Here is a 17,522-nt window from a genome sequence, read left to right on the forward strand (position 1 = left end):
GATCAGGCTCCAGCTTCAGCATGCTCTGCAATGGAGCGCTGCAGCAACACTTCAATGTCATAGCCTTCACGACGAACACGTTCGTCCGTGTAAAACATTGCCATTGCAATAGAAGCCACCGGAGAAACCAAGGCCGTCGCAACAAAAGCGATGAGTAAGTCTGCTGCCAGAAGCAGCACGCGTTGTGCACCGTGCATGGTCTGCGCGAGGAAAACGAATGGCAGCTGTAGACCGCCCGCCACCATGTGCAAAACGTATACAAGCAAAAACGCCAGGAAGATGCGGCCCTTTCGCCCCTCTACCAGTGCGCGCGAACGTCGCAGCGACGCATTGACACCGAGATTCTCCATCACGCCAGCGGAGGTGGCCAGCGCCACACGCAAATAGTTCAATACTCCAAGGACAAAGCCGGCCATCAACAGCAGCCACCCCAGCAGGACGAGTCCTACAAACGCAGCGGGGTGCGCGTTAACTCCGCCCGGCAACAGCAACGCAACCACCATCAGCGCGGCGCCACCCATCACGGGCCACACAAAGCTCCATATCTGGCGGAGCGCGATGCCAGTCCAACGAAGCCATCGGCCTCGGATCGCGCGATAAGCTTCGGCTGCTGTTGAAAGCGTGCCCATCGACAAGTGCTGCACGGCGCGCACCGTAGCAGCCTGCGAAAGTCCATAGGAAACCAGAATGAGCAGCACTGCCGGTAGAAATGCCACCTGCATCAGAACAATGGCACCCATGGCTTGGGAAGTTGCGTTTGCATTCCCCGCTGCTGGCCCAGGAAACTGCGCAAAATCCTTCAGGAACAGCAGCCGAAGAGCAGTGCTCAGCGCAACAACCGCTGCGGGCAAGGTACCAATCCCAACGAACAACCAGAAGTGTCTGCGATACAGCGCGAGCGTGCGATCAAGAATCTCGCCGGTCGAAAGAGGCCGCAGCATGGGCGACTGCACAGGCAGAGGCGCGGTGGGCGGCTGCATCGTTGGCGCTCCAAAACTCGACGGCGAGAATCCCTGGTAGTCAGGCTGCGTTTCCATCGCGGCTCTCTTTCTTACCTAGTGTGAAGCAGTCGACAACCACTGTTGCAGCCCGGGCTGCTGCTGGCCGCGGAATCGTACACAGCCATCAATGCTGTTCAACGCGTCACGCAGAGCTCGGTCTGCGGATTCCACTTTATGCGAAGCGAAGAACTGTTGCACATCGTCATGTTCTTCCTGCGAGCAGAACGCACCTGTTGCAGACACCAGGCGGTTACCGCTACTGGTGGTCAGCTGTGCATGAATCGCATCCCAATGCTCTTCGATATACGTCCACGTCTGCTTACGTGTTTTGCGTGACTGAAGCAGGATCTGTAGCAGTATCCAACTATCCTGATTGCGAACCTTGCCGGCGGCAACGTCATCCAGCGTGCGCTTGACCAGTGAAGGGTTTTCAAACGTCGCCAGAAGATACAGCGCCTGTGTCTGCTGGTTGGGGTCAGCGCTGGTCTGTGCCACCTTCTGCATTCGGTCATAGAGGGCCGCATCCCCATGTTGCGCCGCGATGGCTAGCGCAGACTGTGCAAGCTCCGGGTCTGCTTTGCTGTCGCCACTGAGATAGGCGTTGGCAATGGTATTTGCCTGAGTCAGTACAGTGGGATCCTTCGCACCACCCAGCAGGCTGAACAACGTAACGCGACGTTGCTCCGCTTCGACTGACTCTGACGAGGAAGCTTGTCCCAACAAACGGTAGACGGGGCCGAACTGATTCCGCACCCAGGTCTCGATCAGTTCGGTCTGTTGATCGGTTGCGACACGGCTGCGCAGGGAACCCAGGCCACCCACGGCTTGCTGTAGCACCTGGGCGCTGGGGTCTGCTCGCAGCGCTTGCACTAGTTGCATGTACTCTCCGACAGAGCCTTCTCCGGAACGGAGGAGGGCGTATCGATCACCCACCAACAGGATGCGTTCGGGTGCGGTGTAAGTCGGTGCGTGTTGGAGGACGGACTGTAAGGTGGCTGTGTCGTAGTTGCTGCGGTAGTAGCCTCGAGCGCTGGCGTTACGCAGGTCTTCCGGTGCAGTTGCCGTAACGTCGGTGTTCGCGCGGATCACCTGGCATGTTCCATTGGCAGGGCAGATGGGAATCGACCACGACTGGATCGGCTTCGTTGCAGGAGGGTTGAGGAAGAAGCGGCTCTGCTTTACCGCATATGTGCCTTTGCCGTTCGCGGTGAAGGTGAGCAGTGGTTCTCCCGGCTGCGCGACGAAGCTCTCCATGACGGCATCGACTGGCTTGCTGCTCGCCTTGGTCTGCGCGCCCCAGAAGTCCTCTGCTGTGGCGTTGCCGAGCTTGTGGGCTTCCATGTAACTATGTACGCCGCGCTGGAAGGCACCTTCGCCAACGTAGTGTTCCACCATGCCGATGACAGCGCCTGCCTTGCCGTACGCGATGCCGTCGAACTGCTCGTTGATCTCCTCTGGTGTATCGGCCTTGCTGCGGATGGCTCGCGTCTGTGCAGCGGCGTCCAGGTTCAGTGTGCTGTTGAGTGTCTGGGCTTCGTCCTCGAGGACGCCCCATGTTGGCTGCCACTCGTGCACTGCCTTGGACTCCATCCATGTGGCGAAGCCCTCGTTCAGCCACAGGTTGTCCCACCACTTCATGGTGACGAGGTCGCCGAACCACTGATGCGCCATCTCGTGTGCCACCACAATTGCCACGTTCTTGCGGTCACTCAGGGAGGAGTGCTTCTCATCCACGAGTAGTGCGGTTTCGCGGTAGGTGATGCAGCCCCAGTTCTCCATCGCGCCTGCCTCGAAGTCAGGGATACCGATGAGGTCGAGCTTGGGCATTGCGTACTTCACGCCGAAGTATTGGTCGTAGTAATGCAGGAAGTGTTCCGCTGCCTTCACAGCGAAGGGTGTAAGTGCGACCTTGTCTGGCGTGGAGCAGACGCGGATGGGAATGCCATCGGACTCGCCCTTGGAGCATGTCCAATCGCCTACCTGAAAGGCCAGCAGATACGTGGACATCTTCGGCGAGGTGGCGAAGGTCTGCGTGTGCATGCCGTTGTCCGCAGGCTTATCGCTGGTCATGTTCGTGTTGGCGATTACGGTATCGCCGTTGTCGATGGTCATGGCGAGATCGAACGTCGCCTTCATTGCGGGCTCGTCGAAGCTGGGGAAGGCGCGACGCGCATCGGTCGCCTCAAACTGTGTCACTGCGTAGTTGCGCTTCGCCGTCTTGGAGAGATAGAAGCCGCGCAGCTTGTCGTTCAGGATGCCAGTGAACTGGATCGATAGCGACACCTTTCCCGCAGGCAGCGGCGAAGCGAAGGTGAATGTCGCCTGTTCTTTGCCAGTGTCGTAACTTACGGTTCCCGTTTGTCCCAGTTCCGGCTTCTGCGCGTCTGCGATGCGCTGGCGAATCACCTTCACGCTGTTGATCTTCAGCTCGATCGCATTCAGCGCGATCGCGGTCTTCGGCGAGTCCAGCGTCAGATCAATCGTCTCTTCGCCTGTGAATGTCGCTGCCTTCAGGTTGGGCGTGAGATGCAGCGAGTAATGCTCGGGATGAACATCCGAGGGAAGTCGCTGAGCGGAAGCTGTGACTGCAACTGCAAAAACAAACGGGAGAAAACGAAGACGCATGCGGACAGTGTATGCCTGGACTCCCGGCATGGGTATCAGGGATTGGAGGTGCTCTCCACAGCCGGTTCCGTGTCAAGTGCAGGGCTAGTTGTCGTCGTCTCCACCTTCGCCGTCCTCTACCAGTTGGGTGGAGGTGCCGACTACGTTGTAGACCACCGGATCACCGCCGTTGGGCTTCACGGTGACGCGCATGGGTTCGCGCTGCCACACGGCAGGAAGGCAGACGGGGCGAACACGCTCCGGCTGCGGCCACGGTGCGATCACCTTAGACAGTGCCGCCTTGTGCGCGCCGATCTGCCACACCTCTGCGCTGAGGCCACTTGCCTTTGCCGTGGTGTGAATGCCGCAGTACGCTGCGTAGTCGCGATACCAGACCACATCGCTGATGCTGGCGTCGAAGTCCGGCAGGTGGAGAGCGGTTACTCGGCCTGATATGCGGTCCACCAATATCCACGATCCCGGTTGCCAGACCCAGCGACCAGACTTCTCTCCTGGCAGAGCGTCGTTGATGTGCAGGACGCGACGTGCCACGAAGCTGCGCTCTGTGATGTCATGCGTGTCGCCGGTAAGCCACTCGTGTGTCTTGCCATCCACGACCAGCGGGCGGATGCGCAGAGTTCCTGCCTCGTCTCCCTTCGCCTCGGTGGAGACGTCTGCCGCCACGAATGGCACGCGGCGCACCGCTCCCAAAACTACGGTGTGAACCTTTGGCGCGGCAGCATGAGATGCCAGCAACGCCGTGGAGACGGCGAGGACTGCAGTGAACCGGAGGAAACGCATACGCGGAGGGTAATGCTGCCGAAGCTACCGGGGCAAATACCAAAGATCCGGAATTCTGTGGCGGCGAAGGGATTTTCGCGTATCCAGGAAGGTTCCTCCGTAAATTGGTAGAGTTTTCCGCTGGTCGGCAGAATCTACCGAGTAAACGGAGGCGTAAGATGCAGGCATAAGTTCTTGCGGAAACCGGCCGCTGTGCCGCTTGTCCGCCCGGATTTTCAAGCCGAAAGGAAATTAAGAAGCTCATGTGGAAACCCAACACTCCCGGCTCCGGCGCTGCCACACCCTCCACCCCAGAACCCGTTCGTCCCAGCCAGCCTGCTGTGTCGTCGTATGAACAGCAGCCCAGCACCCGCACTGCCAGCCCGCAGGCACCTGCAGCTACTGGTGAGCAGGCGACCATTGGCAAGAGCCTGATGATCAAGGGCGAGGTTACCGGATCGGAATCGCTGTACATCGATGGCCGCATTGAAGGCACCATCAACCTTCCCGGCAACCGCGTGACCGTTGGCCGCAATGGCCAGGTTGCAGCGAACATCTCTGCCCGTGAGATCGTGGTCCTGGGCAAGGTTCGCGGAAACTGCCAGGCAAGCGACCGCATTGATATCCGCAGCGAAGGCTCGCTGACGGGCGACGTGATTGCAGCCCGCATCTCCATTGAAGACGGCGCGTTCTTCAAGGGGGGCATCGACATCCGCAAGCCCGGCGATCCGAAGGCTGCCGCTGCTGCTGCCACGACTTCCGCACCGGCCGAACAGGGCCAGCTTGTTGGCGTGGAATCGGCTTCGTAAGCAAACCCGCTTTACGAGAAAACCCCGCTTCGGCGGGGTTTCTCATTTGGGGATGGCAGTATGGGGGGTACCCCCTCCCCCCTGTTTTTCTAAAATCGTCTTTCTAAAAGAGTTACGCCTTCAGTTCCGCTAAAATCGTCTGCCCATTGGGTTTAGAGGCAAAATCGTCTTTCTAAAGGGGTTAAGAGCAGCGAGGCAGCCGGTTACCGAGTCCGTCAGCCAGCGGGATTCTTGGCTATTTCTATTTTAGAGAACTTGTGGAAATAACCTGCCAACTCTATTTCTTTTGATTTGAGCAGTTTAGGCGACTTAGGGGCTTGACAACTTTTTCCGGCGATTGTGGCACTATTCCATCGCAGCAAATTTGGAGAAGTATTTGCTTGTCACTGTTTGGCGTGCATGCAACCCGCGCCTCTGAGACGTCTCTCAAAGTTGAGGAGCCCTTATTTTTATGAGTTTGCGATCGTTTGTCTTTCTTTCCGTTTTTGTTCTGGGTGGCGTAGCTACGGCTACTGCACAGGACGCTGCTGGTGATGCAGCGCAGAAACCCACCTCATTGGTGCAACCGGCGCTGAACAAGGTGGCGCAGGCCGGCAGCAATGTGGACCTGAACAAGTGGAAGGGTGGCAATGGTTTGCGCGGTGAGGTAGACGCGAATCTGGGCTCTGTTCAGAAAGATTTGCAGAACACCCTGCCTCCCCTTCTTGCGGATTCCGATAAGGCGCCCGAATCTGTGCCCGCGAGTCTTCGTATCCTGCTGAACCTGGACGCGCTGTATAACGTGCTGCTGCGCATCCAGATTGCGGGTAAGGGAAACGCCCCACGCGACCAGGCCGAGGCCCTGGACGGGGCTCTGGCGTCGCTGGATGGGGCACGCCGTAGCCTGGGCGAACGCATCATCAGTTCTTCTGCGGCGCAGGACAAGAAGATCAGCCAGTTGCAGGCGACGGTTCAGCAGCAGAATGCCCAGATTGCAGCGGCACAGCAGGCGGCTGCTGCGGCAGCAGCGGCTCCGCCACCGGCGAAGACTGCTCCGAAGAAGAAGACAGTGAAGAAGAAGCCTGCTACGACGCCTCCTGCTACGACCACCGCTCCTGCGGCAGCTCCACCGGCGGCTACGAAGTAGGGTTTGCCTCAGCGGCTAAAGCCCTGCGCGTTGGAAATAAAAGAGGCATCCCGTTGGGGATGCCTCTCTTACTTGCCTGTGTCTCGGTTCGGATTAGCGGCCGTGGTCTTCGAGGTACTTTTCGACTTCGAGAGCGGCCATGCAGCCCGTGCCCGCGGCGGTGATGGCCTGACGGTAGCGGCGGTCCTGTACGTCGCCTGCGGCGAAGACGCCGGGGATGACCTTACCGTCGAGCGTGGTGAAGACATTGTCTTTGCTCTTGATGTAGCCGTCGCCATCCAGATCCATCTGGCCTTCGAAGAACTTGGCGTTCGGAATGTGACCGATGCCGAGGAAGAAGCCGCTGAGCGCGATCTCCTTCACCTCGCCGGTGACGGTGTTGCGCACGCGGATGCCGCTGACTTCCTTCTGTTCGACTCCAAGAACCTCTTCCACGACGGTGTTCGGAAGGAACTCAATCTGCGGGTGGGCCATGGCGCGTTCCAGCATGATCTTGCTGGCGCGGAAGGTGCCCGAGCGATGGATCAGGTAAACCTTGGTGGCAAAGCGCGTGAGGAAGATGGCTTCTTCCATGGCGGAGTCGCCGCCGCCGATGACGCAGATCTCTTTGCCGGAGAAGAAGAAGCCGTCGCAGGTGGCGCAGGACGAAACACCGTGGCCGATGAGGGCCTGTTCGCTGGGCAGGCCTAACCAGCGTGCCGATGCACCGGATGCGACGATGAGCGTCCGTGTGTGCACGATGCGGTCGCCACCGAAGTTCAGCTCGATGGGGGTCTTGGAGAGGTCGGCGGAGTGAAGGTGGCCCATCTCAATTTCCGCACCGAACTTCTGCGCCTGCTTGCGGATGTTCTCCACGAGTTCGGGGCCCTGTACGCCGTCGGGCCAGCCGGGGAAGTTTTCCACCAGAGTGGTGATGGAAAGCTGGCCGCCGGGTTCGTGACCTTCAATGACAAGCGGCTTGAGGTTGGCGCGAGCCGTGTAGATGGCAGCGGTAAGGCCGCTGACGCCGGAGCCGAGAATGACAACGTCGCGTGTGGTGCTGGAAGGCGTAGAGGATGTGTTCGACATGAGGTCCGATCTGCTGTCTCTCTTGCGCTGACCTGTACGAAGCAGCGCAACAGCCATCATTCTAAATGCGCGAGGACCATGAAAGGATTCAAGACGGGCCACCCGGTTCCTGGAGCCGGCGTCCCAGAGAGAGCTATGACGAAAGAAACGAAGAAGCTTCCCGCACCGGCACGAGACATTTTGAAGGGCGCACTGGCAGGTATGATTGGCGGACTGGTGGCCACGGCAGCCAGAACCGTTGCGGAAAAGGTGTACCCTCCGCACCCTGAACTGGCACGGCGGCAGAGCGAAGAGAGCAAACTGATGCCGTGGGTACTGGGCGCGGCGGCGGGTGCCGCGTATGGCGCGGTGGCGGAACTTTATCCGCCGGTCACGGACAGGCACGGGGCCAACTTTGGCATGACGATGCTGGCCGTGACACACGAAGGTGTTTTGCCGGCGTTGGGATTGGCTGCGCGCCCTGATCCGCATTCGGGCCGTGAGCATCGCAGCGAGATGGTGACACACGTGGTGTATGGCGTGGTATGCGAAACCGTACGCGAGCTGGCGCGACGCGCTCTTTGAGCGCTGTTGACAGGCGGTAGTTCGGTTCACTACACAGGCGGCGGAACACTTGCGCGTGCTGCGGCGTATTGCGAGCACACGTAACTGTTGAGGATGCCCCGCTATGGCTGTTGTTCGATCTTCCGGTATTGCGTTTTTCCTGCTCACGTCGCTTGCTGCAACCTGCCAGACCGCTGTTCAACCGGGGCAGATGAAGAAGGTGGCGGAGGTTGATCCGCGGTTTCTTTCGTACAACGTGGAGACGGTGGAGGTTACGGGTGGCCGCTTCTGGAAGCCCTATTCCTCCAAGGCTGAGACGCCTGCCGAGACGGCGAATACGAACGCGCCTGTAGGGATTGATCCGAGCATGTTTCAGTACCGCGCTCCGATTGATCTTTCGCAGGCGAAGCTGCGGCGGCTGGCGAGTGCGTTGGCTCCGGCTTACATGCGTGTGAGCGGGACGTGGCGGAATAGCAGCTTCTTTCAAAACACGGATGATCCGGCACCGAAGAGTCCGCCAACGGGCTATCAGGCGGTGTTGACGCGTGCGCAGTGGAAGGGTGTGGTGGACTTCTCGCACGCAGCGGGAGCGGAGCTGGTGACGTCTGTTGCCACGAGTGCGGGGACTCGGGATGCGAGTGGGGCGTGGACTCCTGCGGAAGCTGCGGGGTTCTTCGAGTACACGAAGAGCGTGGGTGGGCACATTGCCGCTACAGAGTTCATGAATGAGCCGACATATGCGTCGATTGGCGGCGCGCCTGCGGGTTATAGCGGTGCGGACTTTGGACGCGATGTGAAGGCGTTCCGCAGCTTTCTGAAGAAAGCTTCACCGAGCACTCTGCTGCTGGGGCCAGGGAGTATTGGCGAGGGCGTGGTGATGGCTGGCGGCGCGACTGCTGGTGGGCCGAAGCTGTCGCCCACGACGCCGGAGATGCTGCAGGCTACGGGCCCGATCTTCGATGCGTTCTCATATCACTTTTATTCCGACGCTTCACAGCGATGCACGCGGATGATGGGGCTGAAGTTTGTGAACACGCCGGAGACGGCGATGACGGCAGCGTGGTTTGACCGGAATATGCAGGGGTTCAATCACTACGCTGCGGATCGCGATAAGTATTTGCCCGGGAAGCAAATGTGGCTGACCGAAACGAGTGAGGCGGCGTGCGGCGGTGATCCGTTTGCGGCGCAGTTTGTGGATGTGTTTCGGTTCATGGACCAGCTTGGTTCGTTGTCGGCGAAGGGCGTGCGCAGCGTGATAGTGAACACGCTGGCTTCGAGCGATTACGGGCTGCTGGATGAAGAGACGTATGCGCCTCGTCCGGACTTCTGGGCTGCCGTGTTGTGGAAGCGGACGATGGATGTGCGCGTGCTTGATCCCGGGATTTCATTGACGGGGAAAGCGCGTGTGTATGCGGCTTGCGAACGCGACCACAAGGGCGGTGTGACGCTGCTGGTGATTAACTTTGATAACTCGGCGGAGCAGGCACTTACGCTGCCCGTTGCGGGAGAGCGTTACACGCTTTCGTCGCCGGAGCTGACGAGTAAGCAGACGATGCTGAATGGGACAGAACTGACTGCGGGTGCGGATGGTTCGTTGCCGGTCATGGCTGGTGCGAAGGTTACTGCTGGGAAGGTTAGCTTTGCTCCTTTGACGGTTAGTTTTGTCACGCTGCCGGGTGCGAAGAACGCCGCTTGCCAGTAAATCAAACCGCCCTCTTCTCCCTGTGTTTCTTGTGGGAGAAGAGGGCGGTTTTGTTTTTGTTTGCTGCTTGCTAGATCTGCGAGTAAGCAGTGGGTGTTAGCACCAGATTGTCGACGTGCGTAACGATGGGTTCGCTGGCGTAGCGCGGGTTGCTGGAAAGTTTCTTCCAGTCGGGATGGCTGAGGAAGTTCTTCCAGTTCTGATCCATGGCGGCGAGGTCTTTGTGCGCCAGCATGTAGGTGAGGCTGGGGAGGTCGGGGCCGATGAGGTTGTCGGAGTAGAAGACGCCGCGTGCGCCCGATTCCTCGAAGATGCGGAACTCGCCCTGGTGGAACATTTCGACTTTGCGTTCGTGCGCGGCGAAGGTGGGGCTGATGTAGGTGCGGAGCTGCAGGATGCGTGGCTCCTTTGCCGGGACTACGAGTTGCGGGAAGCCTTCAAACGCGATCGACAGGCGGCTGGTGACGGTGATGAAGGGCGACTGCGTGGCCGGTGTTGCCCAGAACGGAGCGGCGGCGGAGACGAACGCGGGATCCTTCGCGAGAAGGAGGTCGAGCTTGGCGAGCTTCTCAAGGTCGTTGCCGGAGATGATGACGTAGACCTGCGGTGTGGCGTCGCCGTAGCTGAGGTTGAACACACCGACGGGACCGAGGCCAAGACGCTGCAGCGCGGGCAGAAGCGCGTCGGACAGGTACGTGCTGAGGAGCTTGCCGGAGGGGCCAGACTGCATCTTGTAAATGCGCGTCAGGAAGTAGCTGCGAGGCTTTGCGCCCTGCGCCACGGACGGGGTTGTGTTTGCGATGCCTGCGGCTGCTGCCATGGCAGCGCCTCCCTTTAACCAGTCGCGCCGGTTCATGGTTGGTTTCCTTCGTGGATGAAATCGGATCTGCGGAGCAAGTGTACCGGAGTAGCGTGGATTCGCGGGTGGTTTCACACGCGTGACATCTCCTGGCGCGCGCCGCTCCATTATGCTGAATGTATGCGTAAGTTCCTTGCTTCAGCCGCCCTTGTTGCCGTTCTTTTGCCGTCTGCCGCCCATGCGTGGTGGGAGAAGGGACACCGCCTGGTGGCGCAGATTGCGTGGGACCACCTGACGCCGGTTGCGCGCGAGAATGTGCAGTTTCTGCTGGGTAAGGAATCGCTGTCGGATGTGGCTTCGTGGCCGGATGTGTATCGCCCCAGCGTGACGCAGACGGGTAACTGGCACTTCACGGATATTCCGGGAGACACGGATAAGTACGACCGCGACCGCGACTGCCCGTTGCAGCCGGGCGTGAAGATGGGCAGCTACAACGACAAGGTGCGCGACTGCGCTACGGATCGCATTCCGTTTTTTGAAAAAATTGTTGCCGATACGACACTTGATCCTTCGGAACGCGCCACGGCGCTGAAGTTCCTGGTGCATTTTGTGGGCGATATCCATCAGCCGTTTCATGCGTCGGGTGTGGAGAAGGGTGGCAACGGCATTATCGTCACTGCGTTTGGTCAGTCGACGTGCAGCAGCTATGCCACCCCAGCGAAGTGCAACCTGCATGCTATCTGGGATGGATTCCTGATCGACCGTCGCAAGCTGAGCGACAAGCAGTACCTGGCGATGTTGGAAGGCGATATCAAAACACACTCGGTAGAGGCTGGGCCGATTGATCCGGTTGCGTGGACGGAGCAGTCCAAGGTTGTGTCGGACGCTGGCATGGTGACGAGCGGCGCCGATATTGATGAGGCGTACTACCAGAAGTTCATCCCAACGATTGATCGTCAGTTGGAGCTGGGTGGACTTCGGTTGGCGGCGGAATTGAATGCGGCGTTTACGCAGCCTCCGCATGCTTATGTTCCCGTGGATGCGGAAAAGGCAGAAGCAGAGCGCGAGAGTGCTTCGCAGAAGCCCGCCGGCAAGTAAGTTACGAGTTAAGGAAGCAACGAGAGAGGGTCGCCTGATGGCGACCCTCTTCTGTTTCTCAAACTTGTTTGCGGAGTTACATGCCTGCAGGAGCTGGTGCGGGGGTGGCGGTTCCCTTTGCCGCGGTAAAGCTGCCGGTGACACCGAACGGATCAACATCCATGGTGCCGGTCAACGCGCCTTTATCCAGCTTGCCGTGATAGACGATGGTGTAGTCGTCACCGTTGTACTTGCCGGCGTGCTGGAAGGTGACGTCGCCGCCCTTGACGTTGCCCTTGGTGGGCCACTTGGCTCCCTGCACGTCGCAGCTGCCGGTAAGGCTGTCGTCATCTGCCTGAACGAAGGTGCAGTGCTCCACGACCTGAACACCTGCGACTTCACCACCGATGTCCCACACGCCGGCGACGTTTGCCGGGGCCGCTGTCTGCGCCAGGAGGGGTGCTGCCACTGCAAATGCTGCGATCAAAACTTTCTTCATATTCCTGTCCTCCACAAAAGGTGTTGCCGCCTTGAGATTTAGTTGCCGATCTTCTTCATGGCAAATGCTCCACCCGCGTTGATTGGCTGCATATCAATGGAGCCAGTGATCGATTCGGGCGAATCCAGCTTGCCGAAAAAGGATACCGTCATATCTTCTCCCTGGTACGCAGCAGGGTGTGAAAAGGTTACATTTCCGCCGTTGGCTTTTCCCGTAACAGCAAACTTTCCACCGGGCGTGTCGCAGGTGCCGGTCAGAGCGCCGTCCGCGGCCTGCTTCAACATGCAGGTCTCATTCACGGCGATTCCCTGCACCTCAGTCTGCGTGGTCCATTTGCCGGTGATGCCGGGCTGAGATTGCGCGGCAAGGGAGACAGCAAGAGACAGAGATACACAGACGAAAATCGGCAGCTTCACAAGTCACTCCAGGAGAGGTTGGGATTCACTCCTCACTGTAGAACCTATTTTGGCTTTTGTCTGACCGAAAATGCGAGGTCGCGTTGAGATCCTGCGAGGGAGATGATGGCTGATTTCGCGAGGTGAAAATCGCTAGCGCCAGCTTTTGCCGGCGCAACGGAAAACACGGTGATTCGTTTTCTTATCTTTCCGGTTCGACGTGCTTCATGACCCAACCGAGCGAGATGCTGTTGGACACCTCAAGCGAGGTCACGCGCAGACCGTACTGCGCGGCGCGCGGCTCAATGAGTTCCACGATGCGTTCCGCAAAGAGCGTAGGCGAGTTGAGGATGGTGTCCGTCTCAAACTCCACCGATGCGGATGGGATCACCTTCTCCAGCGCGACGTAGAGAGCGCCGAATGCGTCTGAGCTTTGCGTGATGTAGAGTTGCGGGTCGCTGACGCGGTACTCTCCGCCGAAGGATGCACGGACGACGCCGTCGTCGGCAGTGAGGAGTTCGCGGGCAGAGACCTGGAACGGCTTGGTCCGCATGTCTACCGGAACCAGCGACTGCGACGGCCGGACCCAGTGATAGCCGGGCGCTACGACCTTCACCACAGAGTCGCCTTTGAGGAGAACGCCGCGATTGAATGGCAGGAGCTTGATGCGCGCCGGCACAAACGACAGTTTGCCCAGGATGCGCTGCAGCACGGTGCCCGCGAGCACAATCAGCGCCAGTTCCACCGCTACCCCTGCCAGAACGTCAAACGAATTCGCCATAGTCACTGTTAGCAGATTAGACGCATCCTGCCACCAGTATGATTCCACATTCATCAATCTTCGCCCTGTCAAAATACACAGACCCGTCGTTGGGGACGGGTCTGTGTGCTGGTTTGAGGACTGCTCTCTAGAAGTTGAACTTTGCGGCAGCCTGGAAGATGCGGGGATCGCCTGCGGCGGTCGCATAGCCAAACGTGCTGCTGGTGGGATTGGCGGTGGTGAAACCGTTGAGAAATGGGTGGTTGAACATGTTGAAGCTCTCAAGCCGAAGCTGAAGATTCAACCGCTCGTGGATGGGGAAGATGCGGCTTAAGGCCACGTCCATGTTGTAGTAAGCCGGACCACGCAGCGAGTTGCGCGCCAGGTTGCCGTACGTTCCCGTGGGGTTGAGCGTGTATGCCGATCCCACGAAGTAGAAGCGGTTTCCGGGTGTCGAGCTTGTTACCTTGACGCCGCTGTAGACGTTTGCCCCCGGGACCAGGTTGGGACGATCGTTTGCCTGCGCGGTAAGCGAACGGTCCGATCCGGTGGTGACGTTGTAGACAGCACCGCTGAGCATTCGAAGGTACGGTGCAAGCTGCCAGTGATTCACCACAGCGGATGCCCATCCATGCAGACTCTTGAAGTTGCTCTGCGCAACGACAGTGACGTTTGCAATGTGACGGACATCGAAACCGCAGTAGGAGTAATCGCCGCGTGGGTTATCGGAGTTTTGCAACGTGGTGGAAGCTACGTCGCCTGGGTTATCCGCCAGAGAAAGGCACTTGGACCAGGTGTAGTTGGCCAGGAAGCTGAAGCTTCCGGTACCGCGATGTTGCACAGTGAAGATGCCACCGTGATAGACCGAGTATGCCTTGTCGTCGACCAACGTCATCGTTGGCGTGTAATACGAACCCTGCGTAGGATTCGTGAGCGAAAGCGGTGTACGTGCGTTCGCATTGGCTGATGCGGTAGTGGAGCAGGCCGTTCCAGATGCTGGCAGGTTCGAGCCTGTTAGTGCGCCGCACGATCCGGCAAGACCGGTTGAGTTACCGGGAATGTATCTTGCGTGGTTGAAGTAATTACCGATCCACTGGAAGTTATTCCGGTTGCCAAGATAGTTCATGGACATGGACCAGCCCATGCCAAGGTCGTGCTGCAAGCTGGCTGTCCACTGATAAATTACCGGCGTGCGGACGTTCCGCTTCAAGATAACGAACTGACCTTGCGTAGGAAAGACTGCAGTCTTATCCGGAGGGAATACGCCGGGGAACGGGCTGCCACCGGGATACACCGACCACGGATTGGAGAATGGAATGTTGCCGGTGATATCGATTTCATTAGTGTATGGAGGGTTGGTGATCTGCCGTTGATTCATGAACAGATTGGGCACGTCATACATGATGCCGCCGCCGAGCCGGATCACAGTCTTATCGTCCGCTGCGTAGGAGAGACCGACGCGCGGCGAGAAATTCAACATGCGATTGTTAGTGAGACTCTTCGGGATGCCCGCATCGCCATAGTAGAGCGAACCCGCCGGAGCGTTGGGGAACACGGTGGAATGTGTTCCGTTGTTAAACGCTGTTTGATCGAACGTGCTGCCACGTCCCTGCTTGTCCGTTTGATACAACATCGGTTCCCAACGGAGGCCATAGGTCGCAGTCAACTTCTGCGTTGCATGCCACGTGTCCTGCCCGTACAGGGAGAAGATGTTTTGACGGAACGAGTTTTGCTGCGAACGGCTTTGACCGAATGCCTGCATGCGACCCGTGAGGAAGTCGATCATGCCTTCACCTGTGTTGCCGTTCTTAGCGCCACTTAGCTGGCCGTTGAAGGTGTAGTTACCGTTTTGCAGATAGCCCGTGAGGACGTTGTTTCCTGTTCGGATGTATTCACCACCGAACGCGAGTGCGTGCGATCCGAGCTGCCAGTCCACAGAATCGGAAAAGGCTTCTGTATTCACGTTAAAGAAGCCAGGCGAGCAGGTTCCGCAACCGACAGAAAATCCGTTGGTAACAGTTAGTCGAAGATCGACGGGAACATAGGTGTAGATGTTCACGCCTAACGTCTGCGCGTTGATGCCACCTGCTGTCGGTCCACGATTATTGCGACGGCGCGCATAGGTTCCACGGAAGCTGTTGATCATGCGTGGCGTGAAGTTGAACGTGTCACCGAGCGTGAAGGTTTGGACACGTTCGTCGTTGCCTGCGGTGGTGGTGACCAACAGATTGGTTGGCGAGTAATACGAGGGTGCGTTGTAGTTGGTGATGTAGTACCGGCCAAACAACGAGTGGCGGGGGGACCACGTGAAATCAACGCGGCCGATGTATTGGTCTTCAGAGTAATTCGCTGGCAGTGCGACGCGGACGTATCCGTATTGATCTGCAAGCGAACTGGGCAGATACTTCACCAGATTCAAGGATTGCTGGCTGTAGGTGGAAGTATCCACGCGGCGATACGTCGGCGTCCCAGGCGTTGTGGAGATCGTCGCTCCAGTTACAGGATTGACCAGCGTCTGTCCGTCCTTCACGTTGATGGTGCAGTTACCCCCCATCTTGCTGAAGTCGCCCGTGAGCTCTGCAGGCGTGGGGATGCAATAGCCTGTGGCGTTGCCTACCTGGCGGTTTCTTGTTCCCTGGTAGCCGCCAAAGAAGAACAACTTGTCGCGTCGGATGTAGCCACCGAAAGTTCCACCGAACTGATTTCGCTTTAGCGTGTCTTTTGCTACAGAGAAGAAGTTTGTGGAATTGATGATGTTATTGCGGATGAATTCAAACGCCGTTCCGTGCCATTGATTGGTGCCGGAAACTGTAACCGCATTCACCAGTGCGCCCGGGTGAACACCGTTGCGTGCAGGAAGCGAATTGGACTCTACCGAGAATTCGCGCAGTGCATCGGGGAATGGGAATGGCAGGTTGACGTTTGTGAACTCGTCGACGTGATAGCCACCGTCGAGAACGTAGTTGTTGTAATTGCCCTGTCCACCTGCAACAGAGATGACCGTGGACGTGGCGTAATTCTTTGAACCCACCATATCGCCGCTTGGCGAGGTAACGGCTCCACCTGTAATGAGCACAAGCTGCGTTGGCTGGCGGCCATTCAACGGCAGTTCGTTGATACGCGCAGAGTCGACGACCTGCTTGTAGTTCACCGTCTCCGTTTCCAGAGACACGTTGTTCGACTGAACCGTCACTTCTTCTGTGGAAGCGCCGACCTTCATCTCTGCGTTGATGGTGCTGCTGTTACCCACTTGCAGGAGGATGTTCTGCTGCACGTACGAGGCAAAGCCCGATGCGGTGACGGAAAGCTTATATGTTCCTACCGGGATGTTCGGGAAGGAGTAGCGGCCTTCCGCATCGCTTGTCGAGGTACGCGTATAGTCTGTGGCCGCGTTGTTGATGGTGACGGTGGCCCCTGGGATGGTGGCACCGGCGGGATCGACCACAGTTCCTGAAAGACTGGCCGTGCCAGCGGCCTGAGCATATGCCGCGGGCGTGGATACCAGCGCGGTTCCGCCCATCAGCAGCGGACACAGAAGCAGTGCGCTTCTCCGCAATGAAATTGTCATAAAGCCTCCAAAAGAAACGCAACGAACAAAACCGGAAGAAAACGTTTCAGCTCGCAGGATCGAGGGTCTCGCGAGGTGGACAGGAAGCTATGCGAAATGAAGAAGATTCGTCAATAAAAATGTTTCTTATTGATAATCCGGTTCCCGTCTCGGGACGTGGCAAACGGATGACAAACTGCGGCTGGAAGCTTTCTATAATGGCCGCAAGGAAACATCGGGGGAATGAGATGCGGAAGCAGTTAGTGGCAGTGGCAATGTTGGCAATGAGTGTCGCCGCGAACGCGGGTTCGACGGGATCGGTCTACAGCTTTCACATGAAGACGATCGACGGCGCACCGACAACACTGGCGCCGTACAAGGGTAAGGTTTTGTTGCTGGTGAACGTGGCCAGCGCATGTGGCTTTACGCCGCAGTACACGGCTCTGGAAGCTGTCTATGAAAAGTACAAGGACAAGGGACTGGTGATTGTCGGCATTCCGGCGAATAACTTCGCCAACCAGGAGAGCGGCACAGATGCGGAGATCAAGACGTTCTGCAACCGCAAGTATCATGTGTCGTTTCCGATGATGTCGAAGATTTCCGTCAAGGGCGCGGACCAGACGCCGCTGTATGGTTACCTGACCAGCACGACGACAGATCCGAAGTTCGCCGGGGATATCAAGTGGAATTTCACTAAGTTCCTGGTTGCTCGCAATGGTCAGCCGGTGGCTCGGTTTGAGCCCGCTACGACGCCGGATTCACCGCAGGTGATTGCCGCGATTGAGAGCGAACTTAGCAAGAAGTAGTTGTAG

General features: G+C 58.3%; 15 protein-coding genes. 6 read left to right on the forward strand and 9 right to left on the reverse strand.

Annotated features, from left to right (window positions below):
* Positions 1–2 precede the first annotated feature (2 nt).
* The 3 genes from M504_RS17465 to M504_RS17475 form a co-directional block, all read right to left on the reverse strand.
* Complete coding sequence (locus M504_RS17465; RefSeq protein WP_047496351.1) at positions 3–1,037, reverse strand: hypothetical protein; 1,035 nt, start codon at positions 1,035–1,037, stop codon at positions 3–5.
* 18 nt (positions 1,038–1,055) lie between these two features.
* Positions 1,056–3,626 (reverse strand): M1 family metallopeptidase, encoded by a 2,571-nt coding sequence (locus M504_RS17470; protein ID WP_047496892.1) that lies wholly within the window; start codon positions 3,624–3,626, stop codon positions 1,056–1,058.
* Positions 3,627–3,710: 84 nt separating this feature from the next.
* Positions 3,711–4,406, reverse strand: a complete 696-nt coding sequence (locus M504_RS17475) for a hypothetical protein (protein WP_232296348.1) — start codon at positions 4,404–4,406, stop codon at positions 3,711–3,713.
* A 242-nt stretch (positions 4,407–4,648) separates the two neighbouring features.
* Here M504_RS17475 and M504_RS17480 point away from each other — a divergent pair, with 242 nt between their 5' ends.
* Positions 4,649–5,194: a polymer-forming cytoskeletal protein gene (locus M504_RS17480; RefSeq protein ID WP_047496354.1), complete on the forward strand. Its 546-nt coding sequence runs from the start codon at positions 4,649–4,651 to the stop codon at positions 5,192–5,194.
* A 451-nt stretch (positions 5,195–5,645) separates the two neighbouring features.
* Positions 5,646–6,320, forward strand: a complete 675-nt coding sequence (locus M504_RS17485; protein WP_052200980.1) for a hypothetical protein — start codon at positions 5,646–5,648, stop codon at positions 6,318–6,320.
* A 93-nt stretch (positions 6,321–6,413) separates the two neighbouring features.
* On the opposite strand, the gene trxB is transcribed toward M504_RS17485, so the two are convergent.
* The gene (trxB, locus tag M504_RS17490; protein ID WP_047496357.1) at positions 6,414–7,388 is read right to left on the reverse strand and encodes a thioredoxin-disulfide reductase; all 975 of its coding nucleotides are present in this window, start codon (positions 7,386–7,388) and stop codon (positions 6,414–6,416) included.
* Positions 7,389–7,523: 135 nt separating this feature from the next.
* Here trxB and M504_RS17495 point away from each other — a divergent pair, with 135 nt between their 5' ends.
* A complete protein-coding gene (locus M504_RS17495; RefSeq protein ID WP_047496360.1) occupies positions 7,524–7,952 on the forward strand; it encodes a DUF1440 domain-containing protein in 429 nt (142 codons plus the stop codon).
* 103 nt (positions 7,953–8,055) lie between these two features.
* Complete coding sequence (locus M504_RS17500) at positions 8,056–9,633, forward strand: hypothetical protein (protein WP_052200981.1); 1,578 nt, start codon at positions 8,056–8,058, stop codon at positions 9,631–9,633.
* Positions 9,634–9,703: 70 nt separating this feature from the next.
* On the opposite strand, the gene M504_RS17505 is transcribed toward M504_RS17500, so the two are convergent.
* The gene (locus M504_RS17505) at positions 9,704–10,489 is read right to left on the reverse strand and encodes an NIPSNAP family protein (protein WP_047496898.1); all 786 of its coding nucleotides are present in this window, start codon (positions 10,487–10,489) and stop codon (positions 9,704–9,706) included.
* Between the two features lie 123 nt (positions 10,490–10,612).
* Here M504_RS17505 and M504_RS21520 point away from each other — a divergent pair, with 123 nt between their 5' ends.
* Positions 10,613–11,530, forward strand: a complete 918-nt coding sequence (locus M504_RS21520) for a S1/P1 nuclease (protein ID WP_052200982.1) — start codon at positions 10,613–10,615, stop codon at positions 11,528–11,530.
* Between the two features lie 76 nt (positions 11,531–11,606).
* Here M504_RS21520 and M504_RS17515 read toward each other — a convergent pair whose 3' ends face one another.
* The 4 genes from M504_RS17515 to M504_RS17530 form a co-directional block, all read right to left on the reverse strand.
* Positions 11,607–12,008, reverse strand: a complete 402-nt coding sequence (locus tag M504_RS17515; protein WP_052200983.1) for a hypothetical protein — start codon at positions 12,006–12,008, stop codon at positions 11,607–11,609.
* A 38-nt stretch (positions 12,009–12,046) separates the two neighbouring features.
* Positions 12,047–12,424: a hypothetical protein gene (locus tag M504_RS17520; RefSeq protein ID WP_047496364.1), complete on the reverse strand. Its 378-nt coding sequence runs from the start codon at positions 12,422–12,424 to the stop codon at positions 12,047–12,049.
* Between the two features lie 181 nt (positions 12,425–12,605).
* Complete coding sequence (locus M504_RS17525; protein WP_047496367.1) at positions 12,606–13,238, reverse strand: SPFH domain-containing protein; 633 nt, start codon at positions 13,236–13,238, stop codon at positions 12,606–12,608.
* A gap of 73 nt (positions 13,239–13,311) precedes the next feature.
* Complete coding sequence (locus tag M504_RS17530; protein ID WP_084214499.1) at positions 13,312–16,731, reverse strand: carboxypeptidase-like regulatory domain-containing protein; 3,420 nt, start codon at positions 16,729–16,731, stop codon at positions 13,312–13,314.
* A 263-nt stretch (positions 16,732–16,994) separates the two neighbouring features.
* Between M504_RS17530 and M504_RS17535 the strand changes: the two genes are divergently transcribed.
* Complete coding sequence (locus M504_RS17535; protein WP_232296352.1) at positions 16,995–17,516, forward strand: glutathione peroxidase; 522 nt, start codon at positions 16,995–16,997, stop codon at positions 17,514–17,516.
* Positions 17,517–17,522 lie beyond the last annotated feature (6 nt).

This window comes from Terriglobus sp. TAA 43, assembly GCF_000800015.1.
Classification (GTDB): Bacteria; Acidobacteriota; Terriglobia; order Terriglobales; family Acidobacteriaceae; genus Terriglobus.